The 25,646-nt window shown below is 65.3% G+C and carries 23 protein-coding genes and 1 pseudogene; 15 read left to right on the top strand and 9 right to left on the bottom strand.

What is annotated here, in order from left to right:
• Positions 1-9: 9 nt before the first annotated feature.
• From TL10_RS25310 to TL10_RS25280, 7 genes are all read left to right on the top strand, one after another.
• Positions 10-1,104, top strand: coding sequence for a fatty acid desaturase family protein (locus tag TL10_RS25310; RefSeq protein ID WP_043987834.1), 1,095 nt, complete (start codon positions 10-12; stop codon positions 1,102-1,104).
• A 434-nt stretch (positions 1,105-1,538) separates the two neighbouring features.
• Positions 1,539-2,846, top strand: coding sequence for a saccharopine dehydrogenase family protein (locus tag TL10_RS25305; protein WP_043987833.1), 1,308 nt, complete (start codon positions 1,539-1,541; stop codon positions 2,844-2,846).
• Positions 2,843-4,129, top strand: coding sequence for an NAD(P)/FAD-dependent oxidoreductase (locus TL10_RS25300; protein ID WP_043987832.1), 1,287 nt, complete (start codon positions 2,843-2,845; stop codon positions 4,127-4,129). Before TL10_RS25305 ends, TL10_RS25300 begins: the two co-directional genes overlap by 4 nt.
• A gap of 16 nt (positions 4,130-4,145) precedes the next feature.
• Positions 4,146-4,844 (top strand): hypothetical protein, encoded by a 699-nt coding sequence (locus TL10_RS25295; RefSeq protein ID WP_043987831.1) that lies wholly within the window; start codon positions 4,146-4,148, stop codon positions 4,842-4,844.
• Positions 4,845-4,851: 7 nt separating this feature from the next.
• A complete protein-coding gene (locus tag TL10_RS25290; protein ID WP_043398715.1) occupies positions 4,852-5,451 on the top strand; it encodes a TetR/AcrR family transcriptional regulator in 600 nt (199 codons plus the stop codon).
• A 208-nt stretch (positions 5,452-5,659) separates the two neighbouring features.
• On the top strand, positions 5,660-6,304 hold the full coding sequence (locus tag TL10_RS25285; protein ID WP_234711537.1) for an SRPBCC family protein: 645 nt from the start codon (positions 5,660-5,662) through the stop codon (positions 6,302-6,304).
• Positions 6,305-6,331: 27 nt separating this feature from the next.
• The gene (locus tag TL10_RS25280) at positions 6,332-7,150 is read left to right on the top strand and encodes an HpcH/HpaI aldolase/citrate lyase family protein (RefSeq protein ID WP_043398712.1); all 819 of its coding nucleotides are present in this window, start codon (positions 6,332-6,334) and stop codon (positions 7,148-7,150) included.
• 38 nt (positions 7,151-7,188) lie between these two features.
• Here the strand turns inward: TL10_RS25280 and TL10_RS31040 are convergent, their stop codons facing one another.
• Positions 7,189-7,422 carry a hypothetical protein gene (locus TL10_RS31040; RefSeq protein WP_131630807.1) on the bottom strand — a complete coding sequence of 78 codons (234 nt, stop codon included), beginning with the start codon at positions 7,420-7,422 and terminating at the stop codon, positions 7,189-7,191.
• A 355-nt stretch (positions 7,423-7,777) separates the two neighbouring features.
• On the opposite strand from TL10_RS31040, the gene TL10_RS25275 reads away from it, so the two are divergent.
• Both TL10_RS25275 and TL10_RS25270 read left to right on the top strand, forming a co-directional pair.
• Entirely contained in the window at positions 7,778-8,035 is a 258-nt protein-coding gene (locus TL10_RS25275) for a DUF3297 family protein (protein WP_043398709.1), read from the top strand.
• Positions 8,036-8,056: 21 nt separating this feature from the next.
• Positions 8,057-9,244, top strand: coding sequence for a damage-control phosphatase ARMT1 family protein (locus TL10_RS25270; protein ID WP_231575637.1), 1,188 nt, complete (start codon positions 8,057-8,059; stop codon positions 9,242-9,244).
• Positions 9,245-9,249: 5 nt separating this feature from the next.
• Here the strand turns inward: TL10_RS25270 and TL10_RS25265 are convergent, their stop codons facing one another.
• From TL10_RS25265 to TL10_RS25255, 3 genes are all read right to left on the bottom strand, one after another.
• A complete protein-coding gene (locus TL10_RS25265) occupies positions 9,250-10,269 on the bottom strand; it encodes a peptidoglycan-binding domain-containing protein (protein ID WP_231575636.1) in 1,020 nt (339 codons plus the stop codon).
• Between the two features lie 54 nt (positions 10,270-10,323).
• Positions 10,324-13,431: a patatin-like protein gene (locus TL10_RS25260; protein ID WP_081936781.1), complete on the bottom strand. Its 3,108-nt coding sequence runs from the start codon at positions 13,429-13,431 to the stop codon at positions 10,324-10,326.
• A 90-nt stretch (positions 13,432-13,521) separates the two neighbouring features.
• Positions 13,522-14,196, bottom strand: a complete 675-nt coding sequence (locus tag TL10_RS25255; RefSeq protein WP_043398703.1) for a hypothetical protein — start codon at positions 14,194-14,196, stop codon at positions 13,522-13,524.
• 265 nt (positions 14,197-14,461) lie between these two features.
• Here TL10_RS25255 and TL10_RS31800 point away from each other — a divergent pair, with 265 nt between their 5' ends.
• From TL10_RS31800 to TL10_RS25235, 3 genes are all read left to right on the top strand, one after another.
• Positions 14,462-15,889 (top strand): glycoside hydrolase family 25 domain-containing protein, encoded by a 1,428-nt coding sequence (locus tag TL10_RS31800; RefSeq protein ID WP_231575635.1) that lies wholly within the window; start codon positions 14,462-14,464, stop codon positions 15,887-15,889.
• Positions 15,890-15,997: 108 nt separating this feature from the next.
• Entirely contained in the window at positions 15,998-18,604 is a 2,607-nt protein-coding gene (locus tag TL10_RS25240; protein WP_043398700.1) for a helix-turn-helix transcriptional regulator, read from the top strand.
• A gap of 37 nt (positions 18,605-18,641) precedes the next feature.
• Positions 18,642-19,391: an LOG family protein gene (locus TL10_RS25235; RefSeq protein ID WP_043987830.1), complete on the top strand. Its 750-nt coding sequence runs from the start codon at positions 18,642-18,644 to the stop codon at positions 19,389-19,391.
• Between the two features lie 18 nt (positions 19,392-19,409).
• Here TL10_RS25235 and TL10_RS25230 read toward each other — a convergent pair whose 3' ends face one another.
• The 4 genes from TL10_RS25230 to TL10_RS25215 all read right to left on the bottom strand — a co-directional run bounded on the left by TL10_RS25230 (position 19,410) and on the right by TL10_RS25215 (position 23,285).
• Positions 19,410-20,327, bottom strand: coding sequence for an LLM class F420-dependent oxidoreductase (locus TL10_RS25230; RefSeq protein WP_043987829.1), 918 nt, complete (start codon positions 20,325-20,327; stop codon positions 19,410-19,412).
• A gap of 65 nt (positions 20,328-20,392) precedes the next feature.
• Positions 20,393-21,457 (bottom strand): alanine/ornithine racemase family PLP-dependent enzyme, encoded by a 1,065-nt coding sequence (locus tag TL10_RS25225; protein WP_043987828.1) that lies wholly within the window; start codon positions 21,455-21,457, stop codon positions 20,393-20,395.
• The gene (locus TL10_RS25220; RefSeq protein WP_082068083.1) at positions 21,454-22,641 is read right to left on the bottom strand and encodes an N-acetyltransferase DgcN family protein; all 1,188 of its coding nucleotides are present in this window, start codon (positions 22,639-22,641) and stop codon (positions 21,454-21,456) included. Before TL10_RS25220 ends, TL10_RS25225 begins: the two co-directional genes overlap by 4 nt.
• A 206-nt stretch (positions 22,642-22,847) precedes the next feature.
• Entirely contained in the window at positions 22,848-23,285 is a 438-nt protein-coding gene (locus TL10_RS25215) for an SRPBCC domain-containing protein (RefSeq protein WP_043398693.1), read from the bottom strand.
• An 83-nt stretch (positions 23,286-23,368) separates the two neighbouring features.
• Between TL10_RS25215 and TL10_RS25210 the strand changes: the two genes are divergently transcribed.
• Positions 23,369-23,719, top strand: coding sequence for a hypothetical protein (locus TL10_RS25210; RefSeq protein WP_043398690.1), 351 nt, complete (start codon positions 23,369-23,371; stop codon positions 23,717-23,719).
• On the opposite strand, the gene TL10_RS25205 is transcribed toward TL10_RS25210, so the two are convergent.
• Positions 23,716-24,144, bottom strand: coding sequence for a VOC family protein (locus TL10_RS25205; RefSeq protein WP_043987827.1), 429 nt, complete (start codon positions 24,142-24,144; stop codon positions 23,716-23,718). The genes TL10_RS25210 and TL10_RS25205 overlap by 4 nt on opposite strands.
• A gap of 166 nt (positions 24,145-24,310) precedes the next feature.
• Here TL10_RS25205 and TL10_RS25200 point away from each other — a divergent pair, with 166 nt between their 5' ends.
• Together TL10_RS25200 and TL10_RS25195 are read left to right on the top strand one after the other, a co-directional pair.
• Positions 24,311-25,249, top strand: coding sequence for an enoyl-CoA hydratase/isomerase family protein (locus TL10_RS25200; RefSeq protein WP_234711536.1), 939 nt, complete (start codon positions 24,311-24,313; stop codon positions 25,247-25,249).
• Positions 25,233-25,646: pseudogene (locus tag TL10_RS25195) on the top strand (CoA transferase); the annotation flags it as partial. The gene TL10_RS25200 and the pseudogene TL10_RS25195, both read left to right, overlap by 17 nt.

The following is a 25,646-nucleotide window of genomic DNA, read 5'->3' as shown; positions in this document are numbered from 1 at the left end:
GACACCTTGATGGCGATCGCCGATGTCTCTGCCTACATGCACCTCAGCAGTGAGGACGTCGAAGAGATCGGCTACGAACTCGACGTGATCCGCCGGGACGTCGAGGAGTCGCTCGGGACGAAGGACGCGGCCTATATCCGGCGGGTGATCCATTTCCAGCGGGCGCTCGATGTCGCGGCGCGGCTGATGATCGCCGGTAGCCGGTCCAAGGTTGGCTGGGTGGCCGGCACGTGCGCTCTGGCGTACGCGAAGTCCATCGAGAACATGGAGCTCGGCCACAACATCTCCCACGGCCAATGGGATTGGATGAACGACCCCGAAATCCACTCCAACACCTGGGAGTGGGACATGGTCGGGCATTCCGCGCAGTGGCGGTACTCGCACAACTATCGGCATCACGTCTACAGCAACGTGCTCGGCATGGACGAGGACATCGGCTACCGACTGCTACGCGTGACGACCGACCAGCCGTGGCGGTGGGCCTATCTGTTGACTCCGCTGCGAAACCTGGTGCTGGCAGCGATGTTCGAATGGGGCATCGCCCTGCACGGCCTGCACTCGGAGCGGCTCCGGGGCGAGACGGCAGACGCTGTCGCGGTGGAGAAGCGGAAGTTTCTCGCCAAGGGCGCCCGCCAGTTGGGTAAGGACTATGTGTTCTTCCCTGCGCTGAGCCTGCGCCGGTGGCGTCGCACGCTGGCGGCCAATGCCACTGCGAATGTGCTCCGGAACCTGTGGGTGTACGTGAACATCATTTGCGGGCACATCCCCGACGGAGCCGAGACGTTCGACCCCGCTGTGGTCAAGGACGAAACTCGCGGCGAATGGTATCTGCGACAAATTCTCGGGACGGCGAACTTCAACGCAAGCCCGCTGCTGGCGATTTCGGGTGGGCACCTGTGCTACCAGATCGAGCATCACCTGTTCCCTGATCTGCCGAGTAACCGGTTGCCTGAAGTGAGTGTCCGGGTCCGGGAACTGTGCGAGAAGTACGGCCTGCCCTACAACACGGCATCGCTTCCGCGCCAGTACTTTCGGACGCAAAGGATCATCCACGGGTTGGCGTGGCCCGACTGGCTGCTGCGTGTGGGGCGGCGGCGCGACTAACTTTTCAACGGATACGCCGGCCCGATTGGTTGCGCGGACGCGGACGAATCGGCTCCGGCAGAAAACTACCGTCGTTCTTGCCCATTTCACTGGCCACCCCGACACAGAAAAACCCACTCTGACCAGCGTCGGAGTGGGTTTTTGATTGCTTGGCGGTGATACCGTGCCGGGACCGCTTTGGGACCAGATTCCCAGAGATGCTTCGAAGGGCCGGGTCGAGGACAGCTGCAGTTTGACTGGCTGACCGAGGTGGCGGCGGCGATTCTGGAATGCATCGGGCGCAACCAGCTCGAGGCTGGCCGGCTCGCGACCCTGACGGCAGGGCGATTCTCGCCGCCGATTTCCACCGCCTGGTCAGGCTCGTGGAGCGTTCGAGCTCTATTTAATTACACAACGTCATTGACAGACCGTAATTAGGGGCGCAAGCTGGTGTCATGACCAGGACAAAGCGAGTTGTTTTCATCGGGGCAGCCGGTGAGATGTGCCGTGTCGCCATCGAACGGTTCGTCAAGGCGGCCGGCGACGCCGACTGGATGCTGGAGCTCTACGACATCCGGCCGGAACTGCTGCATGAGTTCGCGGCGAAGCTGCCTGCGGGCTCGGTGACGGTCGGCTCGTTCGACCTCTTCGACGGTGGCGCGCTGCGCAGGGCGATCGACGGCGCCGACCTCGTCGTGCTCGGCGCGGGGCCGTACAACCGCACCGCGGAGCCGGTGATGGAGGCATGCATCGAGAAGCAGGTGCCCTATCTGGATCTCGACGACGACGAGGCGAGCACGCGTGCAGCGCTGGCGCTCGATGACCGCGCGAAGGCTGCCGGTGTCCCGATCCTCATCTGCTGTGGTGCATCGCCCGGGTACACCAATGTGATGACCGCCGATGCGGCGCGCGACATGGATGTTGTTGAGCGCATTGACATCTGCTGGGTGACCGGCGATGAGGGGCCGGTGCCGTTCGGCCGGGCGGTGCTCGAGCACGCGATCCGCGGTTTCGCCGGGCCGTGCTGGACCTGGGAGAACGGGCGCGCAGTGCAACATCAGACGTTCCTGGAGACCGATGTGTTCGACGTCGGCAACTCACTCGGTGACGCCTACCGATTCTACGAGTGTGCGCATCCAGAAGCGGTGACGTTGCCGCGGCGCTGGCCGGGAGCCGACCGGATTCGGGTTCTGGGCGCCCTCGATCCGCCGCCCACCAACGGCATCATGCGTGGCGTCGCAGTGGCCGTGCAGGACAACAACATCACCATGGACGAGGCCATCGACTTCGTCAACGACCTCCTGACCGACAAGACCGGTTCGCTCAAGGTGTGGCGGTACGCGTTGTCGGGGCTCTGGGGCACCATCCGTCGCGGTGAGATCGGCGTGGCCGAGGTGCTGAGATTCCTGGCAACGTCGGCGGCAAAGAAACACCCGCCGTTCCGGGGCACCAACTATGTCCGGGTGACGGGCAAACGCGATGGGCAGCAGGTGGTTTCGGTGCGGCGTGCACCGGTGAGCGGGCCCGGTACCCCGTGGACCACCATGGCGTCTCTCACGGGTTCGGCCACCGCGGCGTTCATACTGTTGGCGGTCGACCAATTGGGCGAGCGGTCCGGGGTTTTGGCGCCGGAGGACTGGGCCGACCCGGAGACCTTCTACCACGCGCTGGCGGCCACCGGTGGGGCGCCACTGCACCAGGTGGTCGAGGCAGTGGTCACCCCGAGTACTGCGGTGACCTCCCGCAAGGTGGTGTCCGCATGAACCTGCTGACCGAAACCGGTTGGGCCCCTGTGCCTGTCGGCGAACCGGCGCTCGCCGGCGAGGTGACCTGTGATGTCGCCGTGGTCGGGGGCGGCGTCGGTGGGATGACGGCAGCCTTGCGCCTCGCCGAATCCGGCGCCGACGTCGTTCTGCTCGAAGCGCAGACCTGCGGCTGGGGCGCGAGTTCGCGCAACGCGGGCTATGTGACCAACTCGATCGCCGCCGATCCATCGTTGCTGGCACTGTTGTTGAGCCGCAGCAAGGTCCGCGCGCTGTTCCAGTTTGCCGAAGCGGCAGTGGAATTCACCCAGGACGCCATCGAGCATCGCGCCATCGACTGTGACTTCGAGAAGGTCGGCATTGTGCTGGCTGCGGTGTCGAAGGGCCAGCTGCGGAAGTCGCGGCGAAACGCGAAGATCCTGGCCGAGGCCGGCTCGTCGGCCGAGTTCGTCGATGGACGAGACGCGGGCTTGCCGGACGGCTTCCTGGGCGGCGTGCGCGAAGGCATCGGGGGGACCCTGAATCCCGGCAAGTACGCCATGGGACTGCGCGACGCGGTCCTGGCCTCTGGGGTAAGGGTTTTCGAGCACACGCCGGTGCGGAACGTCACCGATGGCGGTGCCGGGGTGACTGTCGAGACGGCGCAGGGCCGGGTCCGCGCCAAGCAGGCGTTGCTTACTGCCAACGCCAACCTCAAGGACTTCGCCATTGCGCCGCGCCGGCTGGTCTCCCCGGTGTGGACCTCACTGGTGGAAACCGAGCCGGTCGCCCCGGAACGCCTGGACGCCATCGGGTGGACCAGCCGCGCGCCCATGGTGACCGCACACATGATCTTGGAGAGCTACCGCGTAACCCCGCGGAACACCATCGTTTTCGGTACCCGGCGGTTGGAGACCACCAACGGGCCGCTGCACGCGCGAACGCCTTCGGGGCCCGTCGTCGACGATCTCGTGCGCGGCTTCCGCGAGCGGTTCCCCGGCCTGAGCGACGTTGCACCGCAACGGGCCTGGGGCGGCTGGATCGGCATGAGCTCCGCTTGGCTGCCGGTCGCCGGGGAGGCCGCGCCGAACGTGCTGTATTCGTTGGCGTGCAACGGACATGGCTTCGCCCAGGCACAGTACGTCGGAAACCTGCTCGCCGACAGACTTTCGGGCGCACCCATGCCGGACGACCTCAAGACCATCTGGCATGACGGCCGATTCTGGCCCAGCTTCGTCAGCCAGCCGGCACTGACCCTCGGCTGGTTCGGCGACCGCGTTCTCGACCGCCTGGCCCGGATATAGGCGGCAAGGAGCAAATATGGACGTCATCGGCGCGTTGTTCGCCCTCGCGGATCTCCTCATGATCTTCGCCGGCTTCACCTACGGCTGGAAGTTCATCCGGAACCATGGGAACTATCTGCTCGGTCTGGAGTGGATCATCGTCGCAACCTCCGGGGTCAACTTCTTGATCTACGCGGTGCTGCGGCTGAGCCAGGAGAGCGGCAGTTTTCACGTCGCGATCTTCTTCGACGCGTTCTCCAGATCGGTCGGGATCACCTTGATCCTGGTGCTCGGCTTGATGGCCGTGACCCACGGATACCAGCCGTCGCGCGCAGTCGATATCGGCGTCTTCGCCCTGGCCGGCGTGGTCGGTCTCGTCCTCACGTTCTACGCCTTGCGGACGGCATCACCGGTCACGCACCACATCGGCCTGACCGGCGCGGTGTTCCTCGTCGCGGTGAACGTCCTCACCACGATTTTCCTGATCTATTTCGCCACCCGGCTGTGGCGTATCGGCGAGCGGGGCCACGCGGTGCTCGTCATGGTCGTGACTGCGATGGGGTCGGTGATCGCCGCGACGTATGACTTCTACGACGTACCCGGTGATGACTCGAACCGGACGATCTTCTACACGGCGGCGCTGACGACGTGGGCGCTCCAGTTGATCGTCTACTACTACGCCTACCGCGCGATGGACGAACATAACCGGCATCGCGCCACGGTTGTGATGAACTAAGGACACGATGAGCAGACGCCCCAAACACGATCCCAAGGAGTCCGAACGCGAAATCCTCGTCGCGGCGGAGGAGTTCTTGCGGGAGCGGCCATTCCGCGAGATGACCGTCGACGCGGTGATGAGCCGGACTGGACTCAAGCGGCCGGCGTTCTACGTGCACTTCCGGGACCGCCACGATCTCGCGCTGCGCGTCGTCGAGCAACTCGGGATGGAGATCGGAGAGATGGTCGACCGGTGGCTCGTGGGCACCGACCTCGTCAACGACGCGAGGTCGGCATTCAAAGGGCTGACCGAGGTCTATTCGCAACATGGTGCCGTCTTACGTGCGCTGTCGGACGCGGCGGGTAGCGACGAGAAGGTCGAAGCCGCTTACGCAGACCTCATTCAACGGTTCATCGACGCCACCGCCAAACGCATCGCCGATGATCAGGCGGATGGGCGGATCAAGGCCGACCTCGATACCACCGAAACCGCACGGGCCTTGGTCTGGATGGACGAACGCTATCTGACACAGGCGTTTTCGCGTGAGCCCCACCCGGACCCGGACCTTGTAGTCGACGTGCTGTACAACATTTGGATGTCTGCTCTATACGGACCGCGGGCCTAGCCAGGCAGTCCCTGGCCCCCTGGGCGCGTCGAAAATCTCAGCGGGTCGATAGCGTCAACCCGGCGCAACCGGGGTCCTGCTCACGCCGATCGCACGGATGTCGGCGCAGGCGCGCTAGGCGTCGAAGGCCCGGTCTGGACAGCCGGCAGCCACAAGTCGAAGACTATGGCCATCGGCACAAGGCGCAACAATCGACCAGGGAGTGGTGATGGCGAGATATAGCAGCGCATCCAGAACTTGGGATGGCGGTTGGGCCGAAGCTGAACGCGCGGCCGAGAAGATGGTGTTTCGTGCACCGACGTTCGCTCTGGAGCTGGCCAGAGCACTGCGGCCTGACCGGCGTTCCGCGCATGTCGGCGGCAATCTGGCTACCGCCACCGAAGAGGTGGTGATCAATGTTCCTGTCGATCGTGTCTATGCGCAGGTAGCCGATGTGACGCAAATGGGCCGGTGGAGTCCGGAGAACACCGGCGCGACCATCAGAGACGGTGGAATCGTGGGTGTCGGAACAGTCTTCGACGGCCGCAACCTGCGTGGCCGCTTGCGCTGGACCACCCGCTGCGAGGTGATCGCCGCCGATGTCAACGAGTGCTTTGCCTTCAAGGTGCGGGCGATCGGATGGGACCGACCGTTTCTGCGTTTCCCGATAGCGACCTGGACGTACCGGTTCCGGCCAATCGACGAGGCGACGACCGCGGTCAGTGAGACCTGGGCGGTTGGCCCCTGGCCACGGCCGGTAGTCGATGCAGTCAATCACTGGTCAGCGAACGGCCTGACCGGAGCTGAGATTCAGAGCAGGAACTTGGCCATCACATTGCGGAATCTGAAACAGCGACTCGAAGCCGACGACTAGATCTTGTTGTCCGGTTAGCCTGACGCCATGACCGTGAACTCGAAGGTTTCGCGCTCCTGGCTCCTCGTCAATCCGTCTCGCGAGCCTGATCTCGGGGCACTTGTGGCGACCACGAGCTCCGACGAGGTGATTCTGGATCTCGAAGACGCCGTCGCTCCCGATGAGAAGGAGGCGGCGCGGGACCGGGTCATCGAATTCCTGAACTCCGGCGCCCGGGCGTGGGTCCGCGTCAACGATGCGTCCAGCGATTTCTGGTCTGCCGACTGTCGTGCCCTGGCCGAGTGCCGCGGGATGAAGGGCGTCGTGCTGGCCAAGACGGAGGGCGGGAATCACATGTGGGACACCGCGAACCGGCTCGGCGGCGAGTCGCCGGTGATCGCGTTGATCGAAACCGCGCGCGGGCTGGCGCGCGTGCATGACATCGCCGCGGCGCGACCGTGCTTTCGCATCGCGTTCGGCGTCAACGACTACACACTGGACATCGGGGTGGAGCAGGACCCGTTGGCGCTGGCCTACAGCCGTTCCCAGCTGGTCGTCGCATCGCGCGCGGCGCACATCCCGGGTCCGATCGACGGGCCGACCCGCGACCCGGATCAGCTGGCCGAGGGCGTGGCGCTCACTCGGCAGATGGGGATGACGGGCAAGCTCGCGCTGCGTTCGTCCGACGCCGACACCATCAACACCGGGCTGAGCCCGTCCGATTCTGATATCGGCTGGGCGCGCGAGTTCGTCGAGCAGTTCAACGCCCGCGGTGGAAAACCCAAGGACGGCAGCGACTTACCTCGGTTGAACCGCGCCCGGATCATTCTGGAAAAGGCGCGTCAACTCCGGCTGATACCGAGCTGAACGCCGCCCGTCCGCAACTGCTCCAGGCGAGCGAGGCGTCAGTTCAGCGGTACCCACCCGCGCGGGTCTACATCCGTGGGTACGGCGCGCACGTAGTAGCAGTTGCTGAATCCCAGTGCGCCTTCGCAATGGTTGAAGATGCCGTTGTTGTCGGATTGTCCGTCGCAGAATCCGCCCCAGGGCGTGTTCATGCATTGTCCCGGCGTGGCGTGGGCTACGCCAATGGGGCTGAGTGCGAGCGCGGTGGCGGCGATCGCTAGTGCGGTTTTCATCAGCCCATCCCTCCTTCTGCCATGAGGTTTGATCTGTCGCGAGGCTCTGGTGAGTTGCCTTCACCCGGCCCATAAATTCCGATGGTAGGCCGAGTTTTGGGGTACTGAGATTGATATGGGAGTAGGCGAGTGACCGCACCCGGTGGAGTTCGCGGGACGGGTGCGACGCGTGAGGTACGTGGGGATGCTGAGAGGGCGCTCGTCAGCAATTGCCCACGCCGCCAACGGGTTTAGATCGGAATTCTTTCGGCCCCACGGCTCGCCGAGACCTACCCGGAACCCGCCGGTGCAGGGTCGCGTACGTTCTTGGAGAATCAAGTCCGAGAACCCAACGCACCAATCGACGAAAGCCATCATGCCCGAGGATCAGAACACAGACGTCCCACCGAATCACCTCTCCATCGATCCGCGTAGCCCCTTCTATAGCGAAGAGGCGCTCATCCGAGGCGTGGGTATTCGCTTCAATGGCGTCGAGCGAACCAACGTGGTCGAATACGACGTCGCCGAGGGTTGGGTGCGTTTGGAAGTCCCGACCGCCAAAGATCGCCGCGGAAATCCGATGGTCGTCAAGCAAAGCGGCACGGTCGAACCGTACTTCCGCCTAGCGGAGTAGCGGACCCCCGCGGGTTTGATGGTGCCAAGCCATGCAGACAGCACTGCTGCGCCCACGATCACCGCAGCGGTCCCCGGCTCCTTCGAGTGGGGTGTGTTCCACGAGCGGCACCCAAAGCTGATTCGTCAGGTACTGGACACCACGCCGTACCCCTCCGCTGAGGGGGCGATGCTGCAACAGCTTCTCGCCGAAAGCACCACCGGCGTCCTCGAGCCGTTGCCCGAGACGGCTCATGACCGTGCCGATTGGCTGGCGTGGGGAGAAGGCCTCTACGGACGACCGTGGGGTGACGTGCCGTTCCTGTGGAGCGAAAGCTACTTCTACCGGCGATTGCTCGAGGCTGTCGGCTACTTCGGGACCGGCCCCTGGCACGGAGTCGACCCGTTCGCTCCGGTCAAGAACGCCGAGTTGGCGGGACCAGAGGTCGATGAAGAACTGAGTGCGTTCGCCGTATTGGCGGACGCGTCGGGGGACCTGCAACACGAGGCGCTGCTGGCTGCCGCGCTGTGGGGTAACCGCGCCGACCTCAGCTTCCAACTCCAACTGAACGCAGCTGCCGCAGAAGCCCGGTCGGAGGGCATCCTCGTCGACGACAGTGCGTTGCTCTGGGCTGCGCTGAGTGCGCAGGACAACCCGATCGTCTGCGTCGTCGCAGACAACGCCGGACGCGAGCTGCTGGCGGATCTCGTGCTGGCCGACAGTCTGCTCACGCAGCGTCTTGCGGCCGAGATCGTGCTGTACGTCAAGCCATGCCCCTACTACGTGTCGGATGCGACCATGACCGATGTGCTGGCGGTCATCCAACGGTTGAGGGCCGAGCCACGTCCCCAGATCGGCAGCATCGGCGACCGACTCTGGGACGCTGTGCGCAGCGGCCGGCTCAAGGTACGCACGCATAAGTTCTTCTGTGCGCCGCTGGCGTTCCACGACATGCCCGACGACCTCGCAGCCGAATTTGCCACGGCCACAATGACGGTGATGAAAGGCGACCTCAACTATCGGCGCCTCGTCGGAGACCGGTACTGGCCCGCCACGACACCGTTCGACGAAACCGTGGCCTACTTTCCGTCTCCGGTGACCGCACTGCGGACGTTGAAATCGGAAGTCCTCGTCGGCCTCACGTCCGAGCAAGTCGCACAACTCGATGCCACCGGAGAGCGATGGCGGACCAGCGGCGGGTACGCAGTGATCCAAGTCCGCGTGGGCTAGGGGATTCAGACGACTACCGGCGTCGGTACTGATCCACTGATGAGTCGTTCGCGCATCCACTGCGTGCCGCCCTCGAGCTCGAACGGCGCGTAGTGCGGGTTCGGGTTACTGGCCAGGAACACCGCGCCGCTGATCATCGCCTCGATTACCGCGAACACCTCGTTGAAGGGCGCGTGGAGAGTGAACGCGATCTGCCCGGCAAGGGAGAACGGGTTGCTGATCCAGTCGTTCATCACCGCTTCGTAGACGGCAGCTTTGACCGCACTTGCCTGGTCGTCTTTGTTCTCGGCGAAGATGTCGCCTTCGCGGTAGACGTCCATCCAGTTGTCGGGCTTGGCAGGGAAACCGGGCAACCCGAACCGCTGAAGCGGGTCCAGGCCGTGGGTACCGGTCGCTGTCACCCCTGGTCTGGCCCATGGCGCGATGGAATCGGTCTGCCGACACGGGTTGGCGTACGCCAGAACGCCTTTGAGATCCGGGGTGCGCCAGGCCAGCGGCTGACCGGGTTGCAGGTAGCGGAAGTAGAAGTACGATCCCACGATCGCGCCCTGGGAGTAGATGCCGAGCGACCAGGGCGTGCCCTGCGGGAACGGAACGCCGTTGTCCATCTGGGTGGCGCCGAGCAGCCGGGCGAGTTCGTTGACACCGCTGTCGTTGTCGAACGGGAGCGCGCCGTTGTTGTAGCCGATGGGCTGGTGACGGCAAATGCCTTGGGATTCAAGGGCAGTCGCCGTGTCGGCCACCGGCCCCCTGAACATGTCCGAAAGGTGGCCCTCGACCGTGAACATGATCGGGCGCAGATTCGGCGGTGGCGGAACGTAGTGGACGGCTTGCGCGGTCGTGTCGTCGAAGATTCCGGTCTGCGGTAACCCTAGGCGCCGTTGCATTTCGGTGACCGCGGCGACATCGCCGTCACCGTAAACCCGGTCCTTGATCGGTGCATACGCGCGATACTCACGCTGGAACCATGCTTGCCAGTATTCGATTTCTGTTCCGTGGGCCCCCGGCCCGTACGGTAGTGGCATCGGTCTGCTCCCTTCTTGTCATGTCGCGCTGGTCCCAGGTCGAGACCTCGCTGTTCATCGTTTGTGGCTGTGCCTCGCACGTTCGATGCCGGCACCGACGGCGCTGACCGCCAACGCGAGCGCTCCGACGGCGATGAGGGGGTACCACCACTGGGCTCCGATCCAGTAGGCATGGGCGCCAACGAAACCGCTGTGCTCGCGGGTGCCGAACAATGCCGTCCGGACTGTAGGTACGGTCAGGGCCGCGATCAGGATCACGAGCGTTGTCGAGAGCAAGGCAAGCGGCAGCTTGCTGGAGCGTTGCCAGGTTCCCAGTGTGATGAGATAGGCGCCGGTCCCGCTCGCGCCGAGACCGAACAGTCCGAGCCCGGTTGAGGATTGCATCGCAGCCGCGACACCGAGAATCAGCAGCACGGCGCCGGCCATGATGACCGGTCCCGCATTGCCTTTGGTCGACCACACGACGCGGTATGCACCCAGTGCCATGGTCCGGGCCGTGTTCAGGGGCGGCTTGAGGACGCCGGGCAGCTGCTGGACGCAGCCGACCGCCGCGGTCGCGGTGGCAACGGTTTTGGTGATGGTGCGCGACATGAGTGGCGAGCTCCTGTCGGTGGCGAGGGTCTCGCGGGCGACGGGATTCTCTGCCAGGAGAGCGTATTTGGCGGGTCCGGAGGGTTTGGCCAGTACCTTTTCGGCCCAGTCGTGAGTTGTTGTGGGGCTCCAGTCCGCGGGTTTCGGTGGTTGTGGGTTGAGCACCGCATTGGCTAGCGCGTCCAATTCCTCGTCGAGGACGCGCTTCTGCCACGCCTGCGCCAGCCACAGTGATGTGTTGGGAAGGCTGGACGGTAGCGGCATTTCTGGCTGGTCCAGGAATCGGAGTTCTGTGAGTACCGCGGCCGGCGGGGGAGTAGGACTCGGATTATCCTGTGCCCCAATCGTACTGAGCCTGCTCGCGAACCACTGGGCTCTGCAGTCCGGGCCGGCCGGCCACCCGGCTCTGTGTGTTTGGACGATCCGCTGCACTCGTCGTGGTTCCAGCAGGGCGTGGACGAGCCATCCCGCTCCGTCGAGTCGACCCCACATCCAGTCGTTGGCTCGCCATGAGCGTTTGTAGAAGGCGCCGAAGTGGTGGAACTGCATGCCGGTGAGTTTCTGGGCGGCAGTCTGGCATTCGGGTGCGAGCTGGCACCGGGTGTCGGCGCTGACCTGTATCAATTCGAGTGATTGTTCGACGTCTGCGTCGGCGGGGAGCATCGCTCGCTGGGTGGCGGCGAGGTTGAACAGCTTGGTTGCCACGGTCGCCGGATTGGTGCCTGGCGCAAGATATTCGAGGTAGGTCGTCAGCTGATCGACTTGTCGCGCGTCGGGCGCGCGCACGCCATCTGCTGCGGGGTCGGGCGTCGCTGATTGGTCGGCAATGGCGCTCAGCGTTCCGTAACCGTTGACAATGGCAGTGCCCAGCTTGCCCCAGGGATCGTCTTCGACTCCGAAGTGTTCGAGGTAGGCGTCGGCGAGTTGAGTGGCGGCGTCTTGCAACGAACCGTTCCGGGTCTGCGGGTTGGTGCAGACTGTGTTGACGAGGTCGCCGAGGTCGAACGGTTCGGGCGGCGGGCACGCATCGGATATGCCGTTGGCGATCGTCGCCACGGCGGCCATTTCGGCTGGCGATGTCGCGAGCTGGTAGGCGGCCCGGATGATGACGATCGCGCACGCTTTGGCAAGGTCGAAGGCCGGCCGTCCGTACCGTGTTAGGTCGGCTGCGCTCGTTGGCAACGAACCGCCGGCGGACTGCCAACGGTTCTTGATGGCTTCGGTGATCGTTGTGCGGCAGAGGGTTTCGGCATTGCCGCCGATCTTCAGATTGGCCCCCCAGTTCGTGGGGATGCACTGCGGTGAGCCGTTCGCCGCTGGCCATGTACTCAGTTGGCGGAGCAGGGCGGCGGTGATGGTCTGTGCGTGTCGGGTAGCTTCTTGCAGGGTGTAGTCCGCCAGCAGCTGTGGGGTGAGCAACGGCGTATCTGCCCCCAGCTTGAGGGCGAGCTGCGCGAGATGCAGTCTCGTGTTGACGCGCGCGTGCATGCGGTCTTGGTGGGTGCGGATGGCGCGCAGGTCGGCTGAGATCGACTGTGAGGTCATCGCGGTGAGATCCTTGAGCAGCGAGTCAAGGAGTCCGAGTGGTTCGTTGAGTTCGTCTTGCGGAGCTTCTTCCAGGGTCGGTGTCGGTCCCGAAGATGGCACGACGAACAGGAGGACCCGGCGGACTGGTCGTTGGGCGGGACGGTCGAAGATTCGTTGCAGCACAACGTCAATGGGACGGTTGTCCAGCATTCCGCCATCGGCGACCCAGTGCGGCCGCGTGAAGTTGGTGAAGGGTGCCATCGGCGGTCGAGCGGGCACGCCTCCCGTCTTGGCGGTTCCTTCGGTGAAGGGGATGAAGGAGGGTTCGAATGCGGCGGGGAACGAGGCGCTGCTGCGGGCGGCCAACGCCAGCGCTGACGCGGCGTCGCCATTCGTGAGGTTCTTCTCGGTGAAGGTGAAGACGCCGCGCCGGTCGACATCTTGGACCTGGGTACCGAAGGAGTCGGTGAACCTGCTGGTCTCGCCGTTGAGCAGCGTCGTCGTGATGTAGAGCGTGGTGGACGGGAGACCACCGTTGCTGCCGGCGGTGGGCTGGATCGGGAACGGCCCATGCGTGAATGTCGGAATCTCGGCGTCGAGGCTCTTGAACATGCGTTCGTCGCCGTAGAGCAACGACGGCGTGCTGGCGTCCGTCGGCTCGCGCAACAGGTCGGTCAAGGCACCCAGGTCGAGCCAGAGTTCGCGGAGATTGCCGAGGTCGGCGCCCTTGACTCGGGCCCAGGCAAGGAACGCTGCGTTGATGCCGCCGGCGCTGGTCCCTGACAGGACGTCGACGTCGACAACGACGTCGAGCACATCGATCAGTTCGGCATACAGCTTGAGGGACGCTTCCGCCGCTGTGGTCAGCGTGGAGGCGGGGAGGTCGCCGCCCTTCAATCGCCACTGAGACGCCTGGGTAAGCAGATTGATCTCGCGTGTCACCCCGGCCATCCAGATCGCGAGGCTGACACCACCGGTCATCGTGGTCGCCAGTCGCAGTTCCTGGGTGGCATCCGATGCCAATGATGGATTCTGAAAAGCCATCGCGCACCTCCCTTTACTGAATTCGAAGCTAATGGCGGTGTCGTGTACCTGTATCGAGTAGTCGACTACTCGACTTTTCAAATTCAGGTGTCATGACTCGGAATTCGCTACCGGAACGGCATCATTACCGGTGCCCAGGAACGGCGTGAGAATGGTCATCATCATCGCTCCGCCGACGGAAAGCGATCCGGACAGCAAGGTAAATGCCGACTCCGACACATTGAACTGCAGTGGCGACCCGGGCACTGTCAATCCGTAGACGGCCATAGACAACATGGCCGCCGCGATCGGCAGGTACGGCGGACGAATGCCACGTAAAGCCAAGCCGCCGGACACGCCACCGGCACCGGGGTGCAACGTGTAATTCCGTTTCGCGCAATAAGCCGCAAGAATTGTGGCTCCGCAGGCGATCACCGAAAATCCGTAGAGCACCCACCGGCCCGTGTTGTACGAACCGTCCGCGCGATAAAGCAAAGCCAACAACGTCGTGTAGGCGACCAGCGCCTCAGCGGGGATCTGCGCGGCCAGCAACTGGGCAAATCCGGCAGCTGTGTCAACCAGCGGTGCGGAGCCGGCGATTTGGCGGAGCTCAGGTGGTCGAGGCAATGTCGCGGTCGGCCCCATCGCCGGCATTTCCGACTGCGGGTACGACAGTCCGTTCGGCGGCGCCGGTGGCGGAAGATCCGCGCCTGTCGAGCCCATCGCCGGGCTCTTCAGCGGTTGGCCGGCGGGTGCGAGGTCGCGCGCGATCGCCAACGACGCCATGCAAGCCAGACTCATGATGACCTCCTCTGTGACGGCGAGGACGACCGAGTCGCCGCGTCAGCTCGCGATCCAGTTCGCCTACGCCCCAACGATGTTGCGCCGCTGGCGACTCGGGCGCCCGCGTAGCCGGCTACTCGACCTTCGCCGCGTCACCACGACATTCGGTGCCCAGATCAGTACCGATTCGAGTAGTGGGCTACTGGTGCGTGCCTGCACATTTCGTCGCGACACTTGGTTTTCCATCACTTCATCAAAGGAGGGACCGATGACCGTCACTCGCGGCGACGTGGAGTTCGCCAAACGCATATTCTTGGACCGGCTCGGCGACGAGTACGTCTACGGCGGCACCTGGGATCCGAATGATCGCGGTGTGGGTTGTGACTGTTCGGGCTTGGTGACCGATGTGCTCTCAGCGGTGTTCAACGGCAGCGAAATGGTTTGGGGCAGGCAAGGTCTGTCCACCGAGTCGTATCGCTACCTGCCGGTTGGAGAGCAGCACGTCGGGCCGTTCGATCTGATGCACGTCGCATCGTTGAGCGACGTGCCTGGCGACGCGCCGGTGGTGATCAACCTTCACCATGAGGGCGACGGCGGTCCCCACTCGCACATGAACTGTGTCGTCGACGGGGTCGCGATGGAATCGTCGGGCTCCTGGGGGTGCTGTACCACCCCCAAGGCCATCCCCTCCGACAGCAACTACTGGAACGATCACTGGTACGTGGCCGGCCCGATCGTCGAAGACGGCACACCCCCGACTCAGGGCCACGTGGACAGCTTCTTCGCCGACGTGTCCGAATTCCAGGCGCCGGTCAGCGATTCCTACCCGTACAAGATTCTCTCGATCCGCGTGTGCGACGGCACTCACCAGGATTCCAACTTCGCGCAAAACTATGCGTGGATGCGCAATGCGTTGGACTCCGGCCGGCTGGATTGCGGCATCGTTTACACCTACGTGCGGCCGAATTGGCAGGACAACGCCAACACGGTGCGGCAGATGATCGACGCCAACGGGGGACTGCACCCCAGGGTCGTACTAATGCTGGACGTCGAAAGCGGCGGGAACCCTGGTGGCGACGGATCGGCCTGGATCAATGCCCTCTACAACAATCTCGCCGAATACGCCGGTAACCCGGCGCGCATCATCGGCTACGCCAACCAGGGCGACTTCAACACGATGTGGCTGTCGCGGCCCAAAGGACTACGGGTGATCGCGGCGTCGTACGGCTCAAACCCGCTGCTGCCGGGGCAAATCGCCCACCAGTACACAGACGGCGCATACGGCGCCAATCAGGGCCTGCCGATGGGCTGTAACCCGTTCGGCAACTGCGATATGAACGTCGCAGACGGCTTGTCGCCCAACGATTTTGCCGCGGCCTGCGGCATCGGAACCGCAGCCGGCGTGAGACCGGCAGCCGCCACAGCGGCGCGAGGTGTGATCACCATGGCCCAGACTCAAGACATCTGGAACATGCTGAACGGCACGAACACCGACGGCTCGCCGCTGATCGGTCCTGACGGCGCGGACTACCGTGTGGTCGACCTGCTGGCCCCGGACACTGCGCCGCTCGACCTAAGGCAGAACGCCACCCGCTCGGTGCTGGACGAAATCACGACGTTGGCGAAAGTCCTCACCAGGACCCACAACAACAAGACGCTATTCGACATGGTGTCCGATTTGCACGACAAGATGTGACGGTCGATATTTCGGGCCGGACGTTAACTGCCGGCCCGAAAGGCGGGCCTGATATTTCGCTGTCATAACGCCTTCAACGGCAGAAACCGGCAGGTAGTCTTATACGCCGTGGCCCAGAACTGGCCGGTCGTTCACCGCGATAGTGAATTCTCGCTGATTCGCGGAGCATTGCTCGGGGAATCCGGCGAATGCGGCATCGTCCTGGTCGGTGACGCGGGTGTCGGTAAAACAACGCTCGCCCGGCTGGTCACCCAGTCGTTGCCGGTGCGCGCCCACTGGGTTGCGGCGACCGAGTCGGCACGGGGCATTCCGCTCGGGGTATTCGCCCATCTCGTGCGCAGCGCCACGTCGCGCGATCCGGTGGCATTCCTGTCCGCGGCGCGCGAAACGATTATGGCCGAGGGTCATTCGGTGATCGGTGTGGACGACGCGCATCTGTTGGATCAGTTGTCGGCGACTCTGCTGCATCAGCTGGCAATGGACGGGTCGGTGCGCATCGTGGCCACGGTCCGTTCCGGCGCGCCGGTCCCCGACGCGATCACGTCGCTGTGGAAGGACCGATATCTGCAGCGGTTGCACTTGATGCCGTTCAGCCAGCAGCAATGTGTCGGCCTCATCGAAGAGGCCTTGGGCGGGCAGGTCGAGGGGTTGTCCGCCGAGCTGATGTGGCAGGCCTCGGGCGGCAACGCGCTATTCGTCCGCCACCTGGTGGAAGGGGCCATCGAGGCGGGGACCCTGCGGCAGGTGCGGGGAGTGTGGCAGCTTCGGGGGCGGGCTGCGGTCACCTCAGAGCTGGCGTCGTTGCTGGATTCGAGGGTCGACCAGTTGCCCGACCAGGTGCTGCACGCGCTGCGGTTGCTGACCTTCTGCGAACCACTCGACCTGGACACCCTGACGGTGATCGTCGGTGCGGACGTGGTGGAAGAGGCGGAGAACCGCGGCCTGGTGCGCGTCGCCGAGGAGCCGGGTGGCATCGACGTGAGATTCACCCACCCATTGTTCGGTGAGGTGATCCGCCGGCGACTGGGGATGGCCGCGGGGCGCCGCTTGCGCGGCGAACTCGTGCGCGCGATGCGCGACCGTCCACTGGTCAGTTCGGCGCATCGAATCCGGCTGGCCGAGCTGACTTTGGACAGTGACGAGGTCCCCGAACTGGACCTGCTCGTCACGGCGGCACGAGAGGCGATCGCCCTGACGAACGTGACGCTGGGTGAGCGACTGGCCCGCGCGGCGACCAATCGGGGCGGCGGTCTCGAGGCCGGAGAACTGCTGGCGCGTTCGCTGCTGTGGCAGGGCAAGGCGACCGAAGCCGAGGAAACGCTCAGCTCCTTCGATCCCGAACAGATGACCGAACTGGAGCTGCTGCGGTGGGGATGGGCGCGTATCGCGAACCTGCACTGGTCGATGGGTGACGCCGAGGGCGCCGACGAAGTACTCGCGTTGCTCCGGGAGCGGATCACGAGTCCCGAGCTGGTACCGATCATCGATGGCACCGCGTCGGCCACTCTGACTTTCGAGAACCGCCTGCCAGAGGCCGTGGCGATGGCCGAACGGGTGCTGGCCGACCCGATCGCGCACCCGGTCGCGGTGCAGTGGGCGGCATTCGGCGGTGCACTCGCGCTGGCGCTGATGGGACGCAGTGATGAGGTGGCGGTATTGGCTCGCCGCGGTCGCATGGCCAGCGCGAAGGCGGACGGGTTGCTCCGCTACCTCACTGCGTTCGGGGAGGTGCGCGCATTGGTGCTCGCCGGAGAATTCGACGCGGCGAGCGACCGATCCACCGTCATGATGCGGATCACCTCGTCGGGTCAGTATCTGGCGTGGGGGATGGCCAATGTGCTGGCCGGCACCATCGGACTTGCCCGCGGCAACTTCATCGAGACTGTGTCGCGGATGGAGCAGACGGTGGCGGCGCTGACTGCTGAGTCGGCAGCCTCCTGGAGTTTCCCGGCCCGGCTGCTGCTGGCGCAGTCTTATTGCGCGTTGGGCCGGGTGCAACCTGGGGCCAAGATGGTGGCCGAGTTGAAAGTCCGCTCGGGCCGGCACGTCGCGGTGTTCGGCCCGCAGCTGAGGATCGCGGAGTCGTGGCTCGCTGCGGCCGAGGGAAACGTAAGTGCAGCTATCGAGCTGGCATTGGATGCAGCCCGGTTGGCCGACAGCTCCGGCCAATGTGCGGTGTCCATGCTGGCGCTGCACGATGCGGTGCGATTCGGCGACCAGGGTGCCGCGGACCGGTTGATCGAGATCGCCTCTGCCGTCGGTGGCCGTCTCGCCACCGTGATTGTGGCGCATGCCCGGGCAGTCAGTGATCGCGACGGCGCTGGATTGTTCGCCGCTGCACAGCAATTTGAGCAACTCGGTGCATTGTTGTCCGCGCTCGACGCGGCGGCGCAAGCATCGGCCGCCTTCGAAGCGGCCGACGACCGGCGGCGGAGCGCCGAGGCTGCAGCCGTGGCCAACCGGCTGGCCGCGCAGTGCGGCGGGGTGCGAACTCCGGCACTGGAATTGGCGACCCACCCCTTGCCCTTGACGGTGCGCGAACGCGAGATCGCCAACCTGGTTGCCGCTGGATTGAGTAACCGCGAAATCGCCGACCGGCTCACTGTGTCGGTGCGGACGGTGGAGGGCCACCTGTATCGGGCCTGCACAAAGCTCGACATCTCGGACCGTGAGGATCTCGCCGGGCTGATCCGCCACGGCGCCGTGAGTCGCTGAACCCAGAGTTGATCCTGCGCCGCATACGCTGGCCGATGTGAACGAGATCGACAACCAGGACAATGACGGCGAGCTGCAGATCAGCGGTGCGGTGCAACTTCGTCGCGACCGTTGCGCTGCCACGACCGCTGATCAGCGTCTGCTGGATAGTCACCGTGACACCCAGTGGCTGCACACGGACCCCTGGCGGGTACTGCGGATTCAGGGCGAGTTCGTGGACGGTTTCGATGCGCTCTCCGAAATGCCCAAGGCCGTAACGGTTTTCGGCTCTGCTCGCACGGAACCGCATTCGCCCGAGTACCGATTGGGTGAGGAATTGGGCACCGCACTGGCACGGGCGGGCTATGCGGTGATCACTGGTGGCGGCCCGGGTGCGATGGAGGCGGTCAACCGTGGGGCCAGCGAGTCCGGCGGCTATTCGGTCGGTCTGGGTATCGAGCTGCCGTTCGAACAGCGCCTCAACCACTGGGTCGATCTCGGGATCAACTTCCGCTACTTCTTCGTGCGCAAGACCATGTTCGTCAAATATGCGCAGGCGTTCGTCTGCCTGCCCGGCGGATTCGGCACCCTGGACGAACTCTTCGAAGCCTTGACCCTCGTCCAGACCCGCAAGGTCACCGCATTTCCGATCATCATGTTGGGCGTCGACTACTGGTCGGGCCTGATCGACTGGATCCGCAACACCGTCCAGTCCGAAGGGAAGATCTCCGCATCGGACCTTGACCTGATCCACTGCACCGACAGCGTGGCAGAAGCCGTGGACATCATCGTCGCGTCAGCGCGGTAGCCGGCCTGTCGCCCGCGTCTACAGCGCTGCGGCGACGTCCCAGATCGGTTCCAGCGCTGCGATGCCCGTGCGGACGAGGGGGCTGAGCACGATGTCCGTTGCACCGGCGTCGCGGTAGCGGCGCAGTTGTGCAGTCACTTGGGCGGCGGTGCCGACCGCCGCGAGGTCGATGACCGAGTCGACGCCTTCGCGTTCGATCACCCGCGCGTACGACGGGATGGTTGCGTAGAACTCGAGGGCCTCGGCGGCCCGGGCCCGGCCCTCCTCGACGTCATCGGTCACCAGTACGGGCACCGCGGCGATCACCTTCGGTGCGGACCGGCCGGCTTCGGTAGCCGCAGCGGTGATGGTCGGCACGATGAAATCCTCGAGGGTGCGAGGCCCAGCCAGATAGGGCAGCGTGCCATCGGCCAATTCGCCCGTCACTCGTAATGCCTTGGGACCCATGGCCGCGACGTAGACGGGCAGGGGCGTGCCGCCGGCGACTGTCACCGGAAACTGCGGGGCGGCGGTGAATTCGTCACCGTGGAAGTCGACGGTACCGGTGTCGAGGATCGACCTGAGCACCTGCAGATGCTCGCGTAGCCGGCCGATGGTGTTGGGCCATGCCGTCCCGAAAGCCACCTCTTCCGGCGCGTGGGCCCCCAGACCCAGCCCGAGGCTGAAGTTCCCACCGGTGGCGGCTTGGGCGGTCTGCGCTTGGGAGGCGAGGATGAGCGGATGCCGTGGGTTGATCGGTACGACGAAGGTACCGACGCCCAGGCCTGGCACCGCGGCGCCGACGTATCCGGCCAGCGAGATGGCGTCGTGGTCGAACTGCTGGGCTATCCACACCTGGCGAACGCCGGCGTCGTAGGCGCGTCGGGCCTGGTCGATCGCGGCGGCGACATGGTTGGCGGAACTACGGTCGGGATCGAGCACGACACCAGTGGGCATACCGACGACAACAATGGGGACGGGGCTACGGATTCCGTTCAGCGCACGCTGAGCAGATGTCCGCCTCAACTGAGGCGGTGCTCGATCTTGGTGACGAAAGGCGATGTCATCGCCCGCACGAGTGCGCCGTAGCCGACACCGAAAGCGATCTCGTCGCCGACCTCCACAGGGTGATCGGCGACGTCGACCACCAGGTGGTCGCTGCTCATCCCGAGGATCGTGATGCCCTCGGGAGGCTGCAGACCGTCGGGGTCCGAGTCCTGGCGACCGAGGGCCAGGATTGCTTGGCGCACAGTGCTGTTGCCGGTGCGGACGGGCGCATGGCCGAAGGCCGCCTGAGCGCGATCGCCCCAGGGTTGAGCCGGTTTCGTGGCGACCTCGATGACTTCGGCGGTCAAGGTGAAGGCATCCGTGTGCAGCCCAGGGATCGCTGTCCGGTACAGGGGATCGAGGCCGAGAAGGATGGCTTCGCCCAGTCGGAGCTCGTCGATCCGGCCGACGTCGTGGGTGTGCAGCGCCCAGTTCAGGTTCGCCGAGTTGCCGCCTGAAACGATGTCGAGTGAAATCCCGTGCCGCGCCTCGATATCGTTCGCGAGCCCGGTGAGGACGCCCATGTTGCGGTCGTCGGGTACGACGCCGCTCTGGCACGCGAGATTGGCGCCGACCCCGGCGAGCCGGAGAGCGGAATGACCGAGGACGGTCCGCGCGGCCGCTGGCAGATCGTCGAGCGAGATGCCCTCGCGTAGGTCACCGAGCTCGACCATGAGCACGACGGCGTGCGTCCGATGCTGTTGGGCCGCAGCCTGATTGAGCGCCGCCAGGACGACGGCCTCGGTGTTCAGGCTGACGTCGGCGAAGTCGACAACCTGTGCCACTTGGCTGAGCATGGGCGAGCGGATCAACGTGCGTGGTGGGGATGCATCGAGGCCGGCCATCCGAGCGAGGTTCGGCACGCGGGAATCGCCGAGGCCGCGGGCGCCGCCACGTAGCATCGCCGCGCCGACTCCCGGCGAGCCCAACGCGGCCTTGGTGACCCCGGTGACCCGGATGCCCGTCAAGGCCAGCCGGTCGACCAGGATCCGCGTGTTCTGCTCGATCTTGTCGAGGTCGGTCTCGATCCGGAGTGTCACACAGAAGTGGACGTGTCGGCCACCGCCGCGAGCGCGGGGAAGGCCGTCAGCACCATGTCGACCAGCTCCGACGCCGGGCGGGTCAGTGGGTCGGTGACCGGGAGGCCGAGCTGCGAATGATGTTGGGAGATAGCATCACTCAGCTCGTCTTCGGTCATCTCTTCGTGGTTGATCGTGATGCCGATGACGCGGGTGTCCACAAACGCCTCGATCAATGCGATCTCGGTGGCCGCGGTCGGCATCGGCACCATGGGGAAGTCGCCGAGCACCGCGCGCTTGGGCGCATGCTGCACGATCACGCCGGCCGGGCGGCTGCCACGAAGGATGTGAGCCGACGTGATGTAGGCGGGATGGCTGAGCGCGCCCTGGCCCTCGACCACGATCACGTCTGGGTCCTCACCCTCGAACGCGGCGACGACCTGGTGCTCGACCTCGCCCGAACAGAACTGGGGGACCAGCGCATCCAGCGCGACGCCGTACTTCCCGCCCTGGATCAACGTGGTCTGACCGGTACCGACCATGACCGCCTTGATGCCGTGCGCGTTCAGCGCCTGGACCAGCAAGGTGGCAGTGGTGCGCTTCCCGATCGCCCCGTCTGTCCCGAGGATTGCGATCCTCGGACACGTCACGTCGAAGATCCGGCCGGAGAACAGATGCAGGTCGCGCTTGTCCTTCGGCCGGCGCACATCGGTGATAGTGACGCCGGCGATCACGGCTGCCGCCACGAATTCGGCGTCGTCGTTGAGGAATTCGTGCAGACCGTTGATGATGTGCATGCCACGGGCGATGCCGTCGAGCAGCACGACCCGCTGCTCATCCGACAGGAGACCGTCGGCAGGCGCCAGCCCACAGATCAAGTAGTCAGGTACCCGGCCGGCGTGCGCGATGGACTCGGCGAGCGACGCCAGCACCGGAACGCCGTTCGCGGTGCCGTCGAGGAACTTCCCGGCATCGACGCCGGCCCGCAGACTATCGATGACACTGAGGATTTCGTACTTCTCCGAGTGCCGGACCAGGCCGTTGGCCGTCTTACCGTCCTGCTCGCCGAACTGGCCCTCGCAGTAGACGATCGCGGTGGAACCAACGGGCAGGGAAAACGGAGCTGCCGGAAGGATCGACTCGCTCGGTTTGGAGGTGGCGAGAGATGCGATGAGAGAAGGGGTACCACTGGTACGCGAAGACATGAGTTCCTCTGAGAAGGCTCAGAGGAGGCGACGAGATCGAGGCGAGGCGATGAGCCCAACGTCCAACGAGTTGTCTGCCCTGAGGGTCGGCAATATTACCGACATGTTTCAGACTACCCGATCGGTGCTGATTGTCCCGCTTCCGTCTGGTCGCCAGTGCGGGCCCTCGGCGCGGTTCACGCCGAGGGTTACCGCGCGATATCCGCTCAGCGGATGGACTCTGCCCGCTTCTTGACGCCGTCGGTCATGCCGCCGAAGCCCTTCTTCAGCGCGCGGCCCATGATGCCGGCGACGATCGGTGACACCGGGCCGAACAGCTGGAAATGCGAGTCATAGCGGGTGCGGCCGTCGGGCAGCGTGGTCAGCCGGTGCGAGCGCTCGCTGCGGAGCAGTCCCAGCGGGGCGGGCTTCATGTTGTAGCTGAACTCGACACCCGGGGTGAAGGTGTTGATGAATTCGCGCTGCTTCTTCGGCGGGCCGACCAGCACCACCTTCATGTCGATCGGGCTGCCGGGCTCGAACGTCGACGAGCACTCGGTGACGAACGGATTCCACTCGCCGTAGCTGGCTCCATCGGTGAGCACCTGCCAGACCACGTCGGCGGGCGCGTCGATCTCTACTGACCTGTCAATCGTGAAACTCACAGACACACCGTACGGGAGAGGGTGTACAGCTGCCGACAACTGTCCACTGATCGGCTATCACCACCCGGGCTAGCCTGGCGAGCATGTCCAACAGCATCTTCGACAACCCTGTCGCCCACGCCCTCAACAAGGCGGCGGTGGGTCTGACCACTGTCCCCGTCCTTGGCGGAATCGTCAGCCGCAACCTGGTCGAAATCCGATACACCGGCCGCAAATCGGGGCGCAGCTTCCAGACCCCGGTGAACTACCGGCTCTCTGGTGACGATGTGGTCATCAGTGTGATGGCGCCGGACGCCAAGAGTTGGTGGCGCAATTTCCTCGGCGACGGCGGACCCATCACGCTGCTCAACTTCCGCGGCACCGACCGTGCCGGCCATGCCATCGCAACGCGCGACGACAAGGGCCGGGTCACGGTGCGCGTCGCCTTGGCTTAGGGCTGGCGCGTCGCATTCCACGCCTTGTGCACGAACTCCAGGCAATTGCCGTCCGAGTCGGCGACGTTGGCGGCGTAGTAGCCCGGTGCGAAGTAGGTCCGGTCGGCCGGCTTCCCTTCGTCGATGCCGCCGGCCCTGATGGCGGCAGCGTAGGCCGCGTCGACGGCGTCGTTGTTGTCGCACACGATGCCGAGATAGAGGCCGGTCTCACCGGCTTGGCGTTGCCGCAGCCAGATACTGGAGCCGACACCTGTCCCGGAGACGTACGTGGCGTCGCCGATGCCGAAGAGGTCGGGCACGTTGGCCGGGCCCGACGAGGCGCTGTAGCTGCCGAACTCTCGCCAGCCCAAAGGCTTGAGGGCTTCGAGGTAGAACTTCAGCGCCGTGTCGATATCGGTGACCGAAATGTATACGTGGTCGATCACTTCGGACCCGCGGTTTCTGCTGTGGGCGACATGCTCCGCATCCTTGCACCGGCTACCGACAACACGGGTGTGATGAACGGCAGAAATGGCATGATCCGGATGTCGATATCAGCAGGAGGCGCGAACATGCCGGTGGCCCACCGTGAGGCGAAGGGCTGGGTCTCTGTTGCCTGACGAACTGAGGGTCGTCGACCTCGCCGATGCGCCCGGCGCCGCCGGTTTGGTGATCGGGGTCGGGGATCCCGCGGGCGACGACGCCGAGTTCTGGTTGCGGGAAGCGACTTTCACGCTGGTCGACCGCCCGTGTGCGGACCCGAGGACCGTGCAGGTGCCCGACGTGGGCGAGGCGCTGGCGCAGATCACCGAACGCGCAGCGACCTGGCCGCAGACCGCCGCCGTGTGCGACGACGTGCTCCGCGCTTTCGATCCCGCGGCGCCTGCGTTCGCCGGGGTGATCACCGAATCGCTGGCGTACTCGACGCTGCAATCCGGCCGGGAGTTCGGCCGCTGGCTGGCTGAGCGCGGCCCGAAAACCGTTCCGCTGCTGCCTGATCCGGTGGTGTCGCGCCGCGACGGCGACACGTTGCATGTGGCGTTCAACCGTCCGCAGCGCCACAACGCGTTCTCCACGGATGCTCGGGCGGCGCTGCTCGAGGCGCTGGAGGTGGCTCGGTTGGACACCTCTGTCACGGGTTTGGTGCTCACCGGGAACGGCCCGTCCTTCTGCAGCGGCGGCGATCTTGCCGAATTCGGGTCCTTCGACGATCCGGCGTCGGCGCATCTGGCCCGCACGCGCTACAGCCCGGCCCAGGTGCTCGACGAGATCACGGCGAGGCTGGGCGCAGCCTGCCAGGCCGTCGTGCACGGACAGGTGCTCGGCAGCGGGCTGGAGATGGCGGCGTTCTGCGGGCAGGTGACCTGTCATCCCGATGCGACACTCGGCCTGCCGGAATTGGCGTTAGGGCTGATCCCCGGTGCGGGCGGCACGGTGAGCATCACGCGGCGGATCGGTCGCTGGCGCACCGCGTATTTGGTGCTGTCCGGGGCGACGCTCGACGCGGCGACGGCGCAGACCTGGGGCTTGGTCGATGCCGTCTGTGCGTGACTGGTCGGCCAGCGGGCTGGCCGCGCTGACCGGCATGCCCGACGGGCCGCCGGATGTCGGTCGCGCCGCGGTGTTGGGCCGGGCACGCGGGGTCGCGTCCGAGTTGTCCGGTCATTTCGGCGTCACGGTCGACGCCGCGGAACTCCTGGCGGGGCGGGCCGCGCTGTTGGGGCTGCGCCGGCAAGGCCGGATCAGCGCGGGCGGGGCCACGCGACTGCTTGCCGGCCGAGACGGCTGGTTCGCCCTGACTTTGGCGCGGCCCGATGACGTCGCTGCGGTGCCGGCGCTGCTCGAATCCGATGTCCCGATCGACTATGCGTGGTCGGCGATCAACGAGTGGGCACGTCGCCGCCAGGTCGCCGACGTCGCCGAGCGCGCTCGACTGCTCGGGCTGCCC

It is taken from the genome of Mycolicibacterium llatzerense, assembly GCF_000878195.1.
Lineage (GTDB): Bacteria > Actinomycetota > Actinomycetes > Mycobacteriales > Mycobacteriaceae > Mycobacterium > Mycobacterium llatzerense.
Note: the sequence above shows the minus strand (reverse complement) of the source record. Positions and strands in the feature narration are given on the sequence as shown.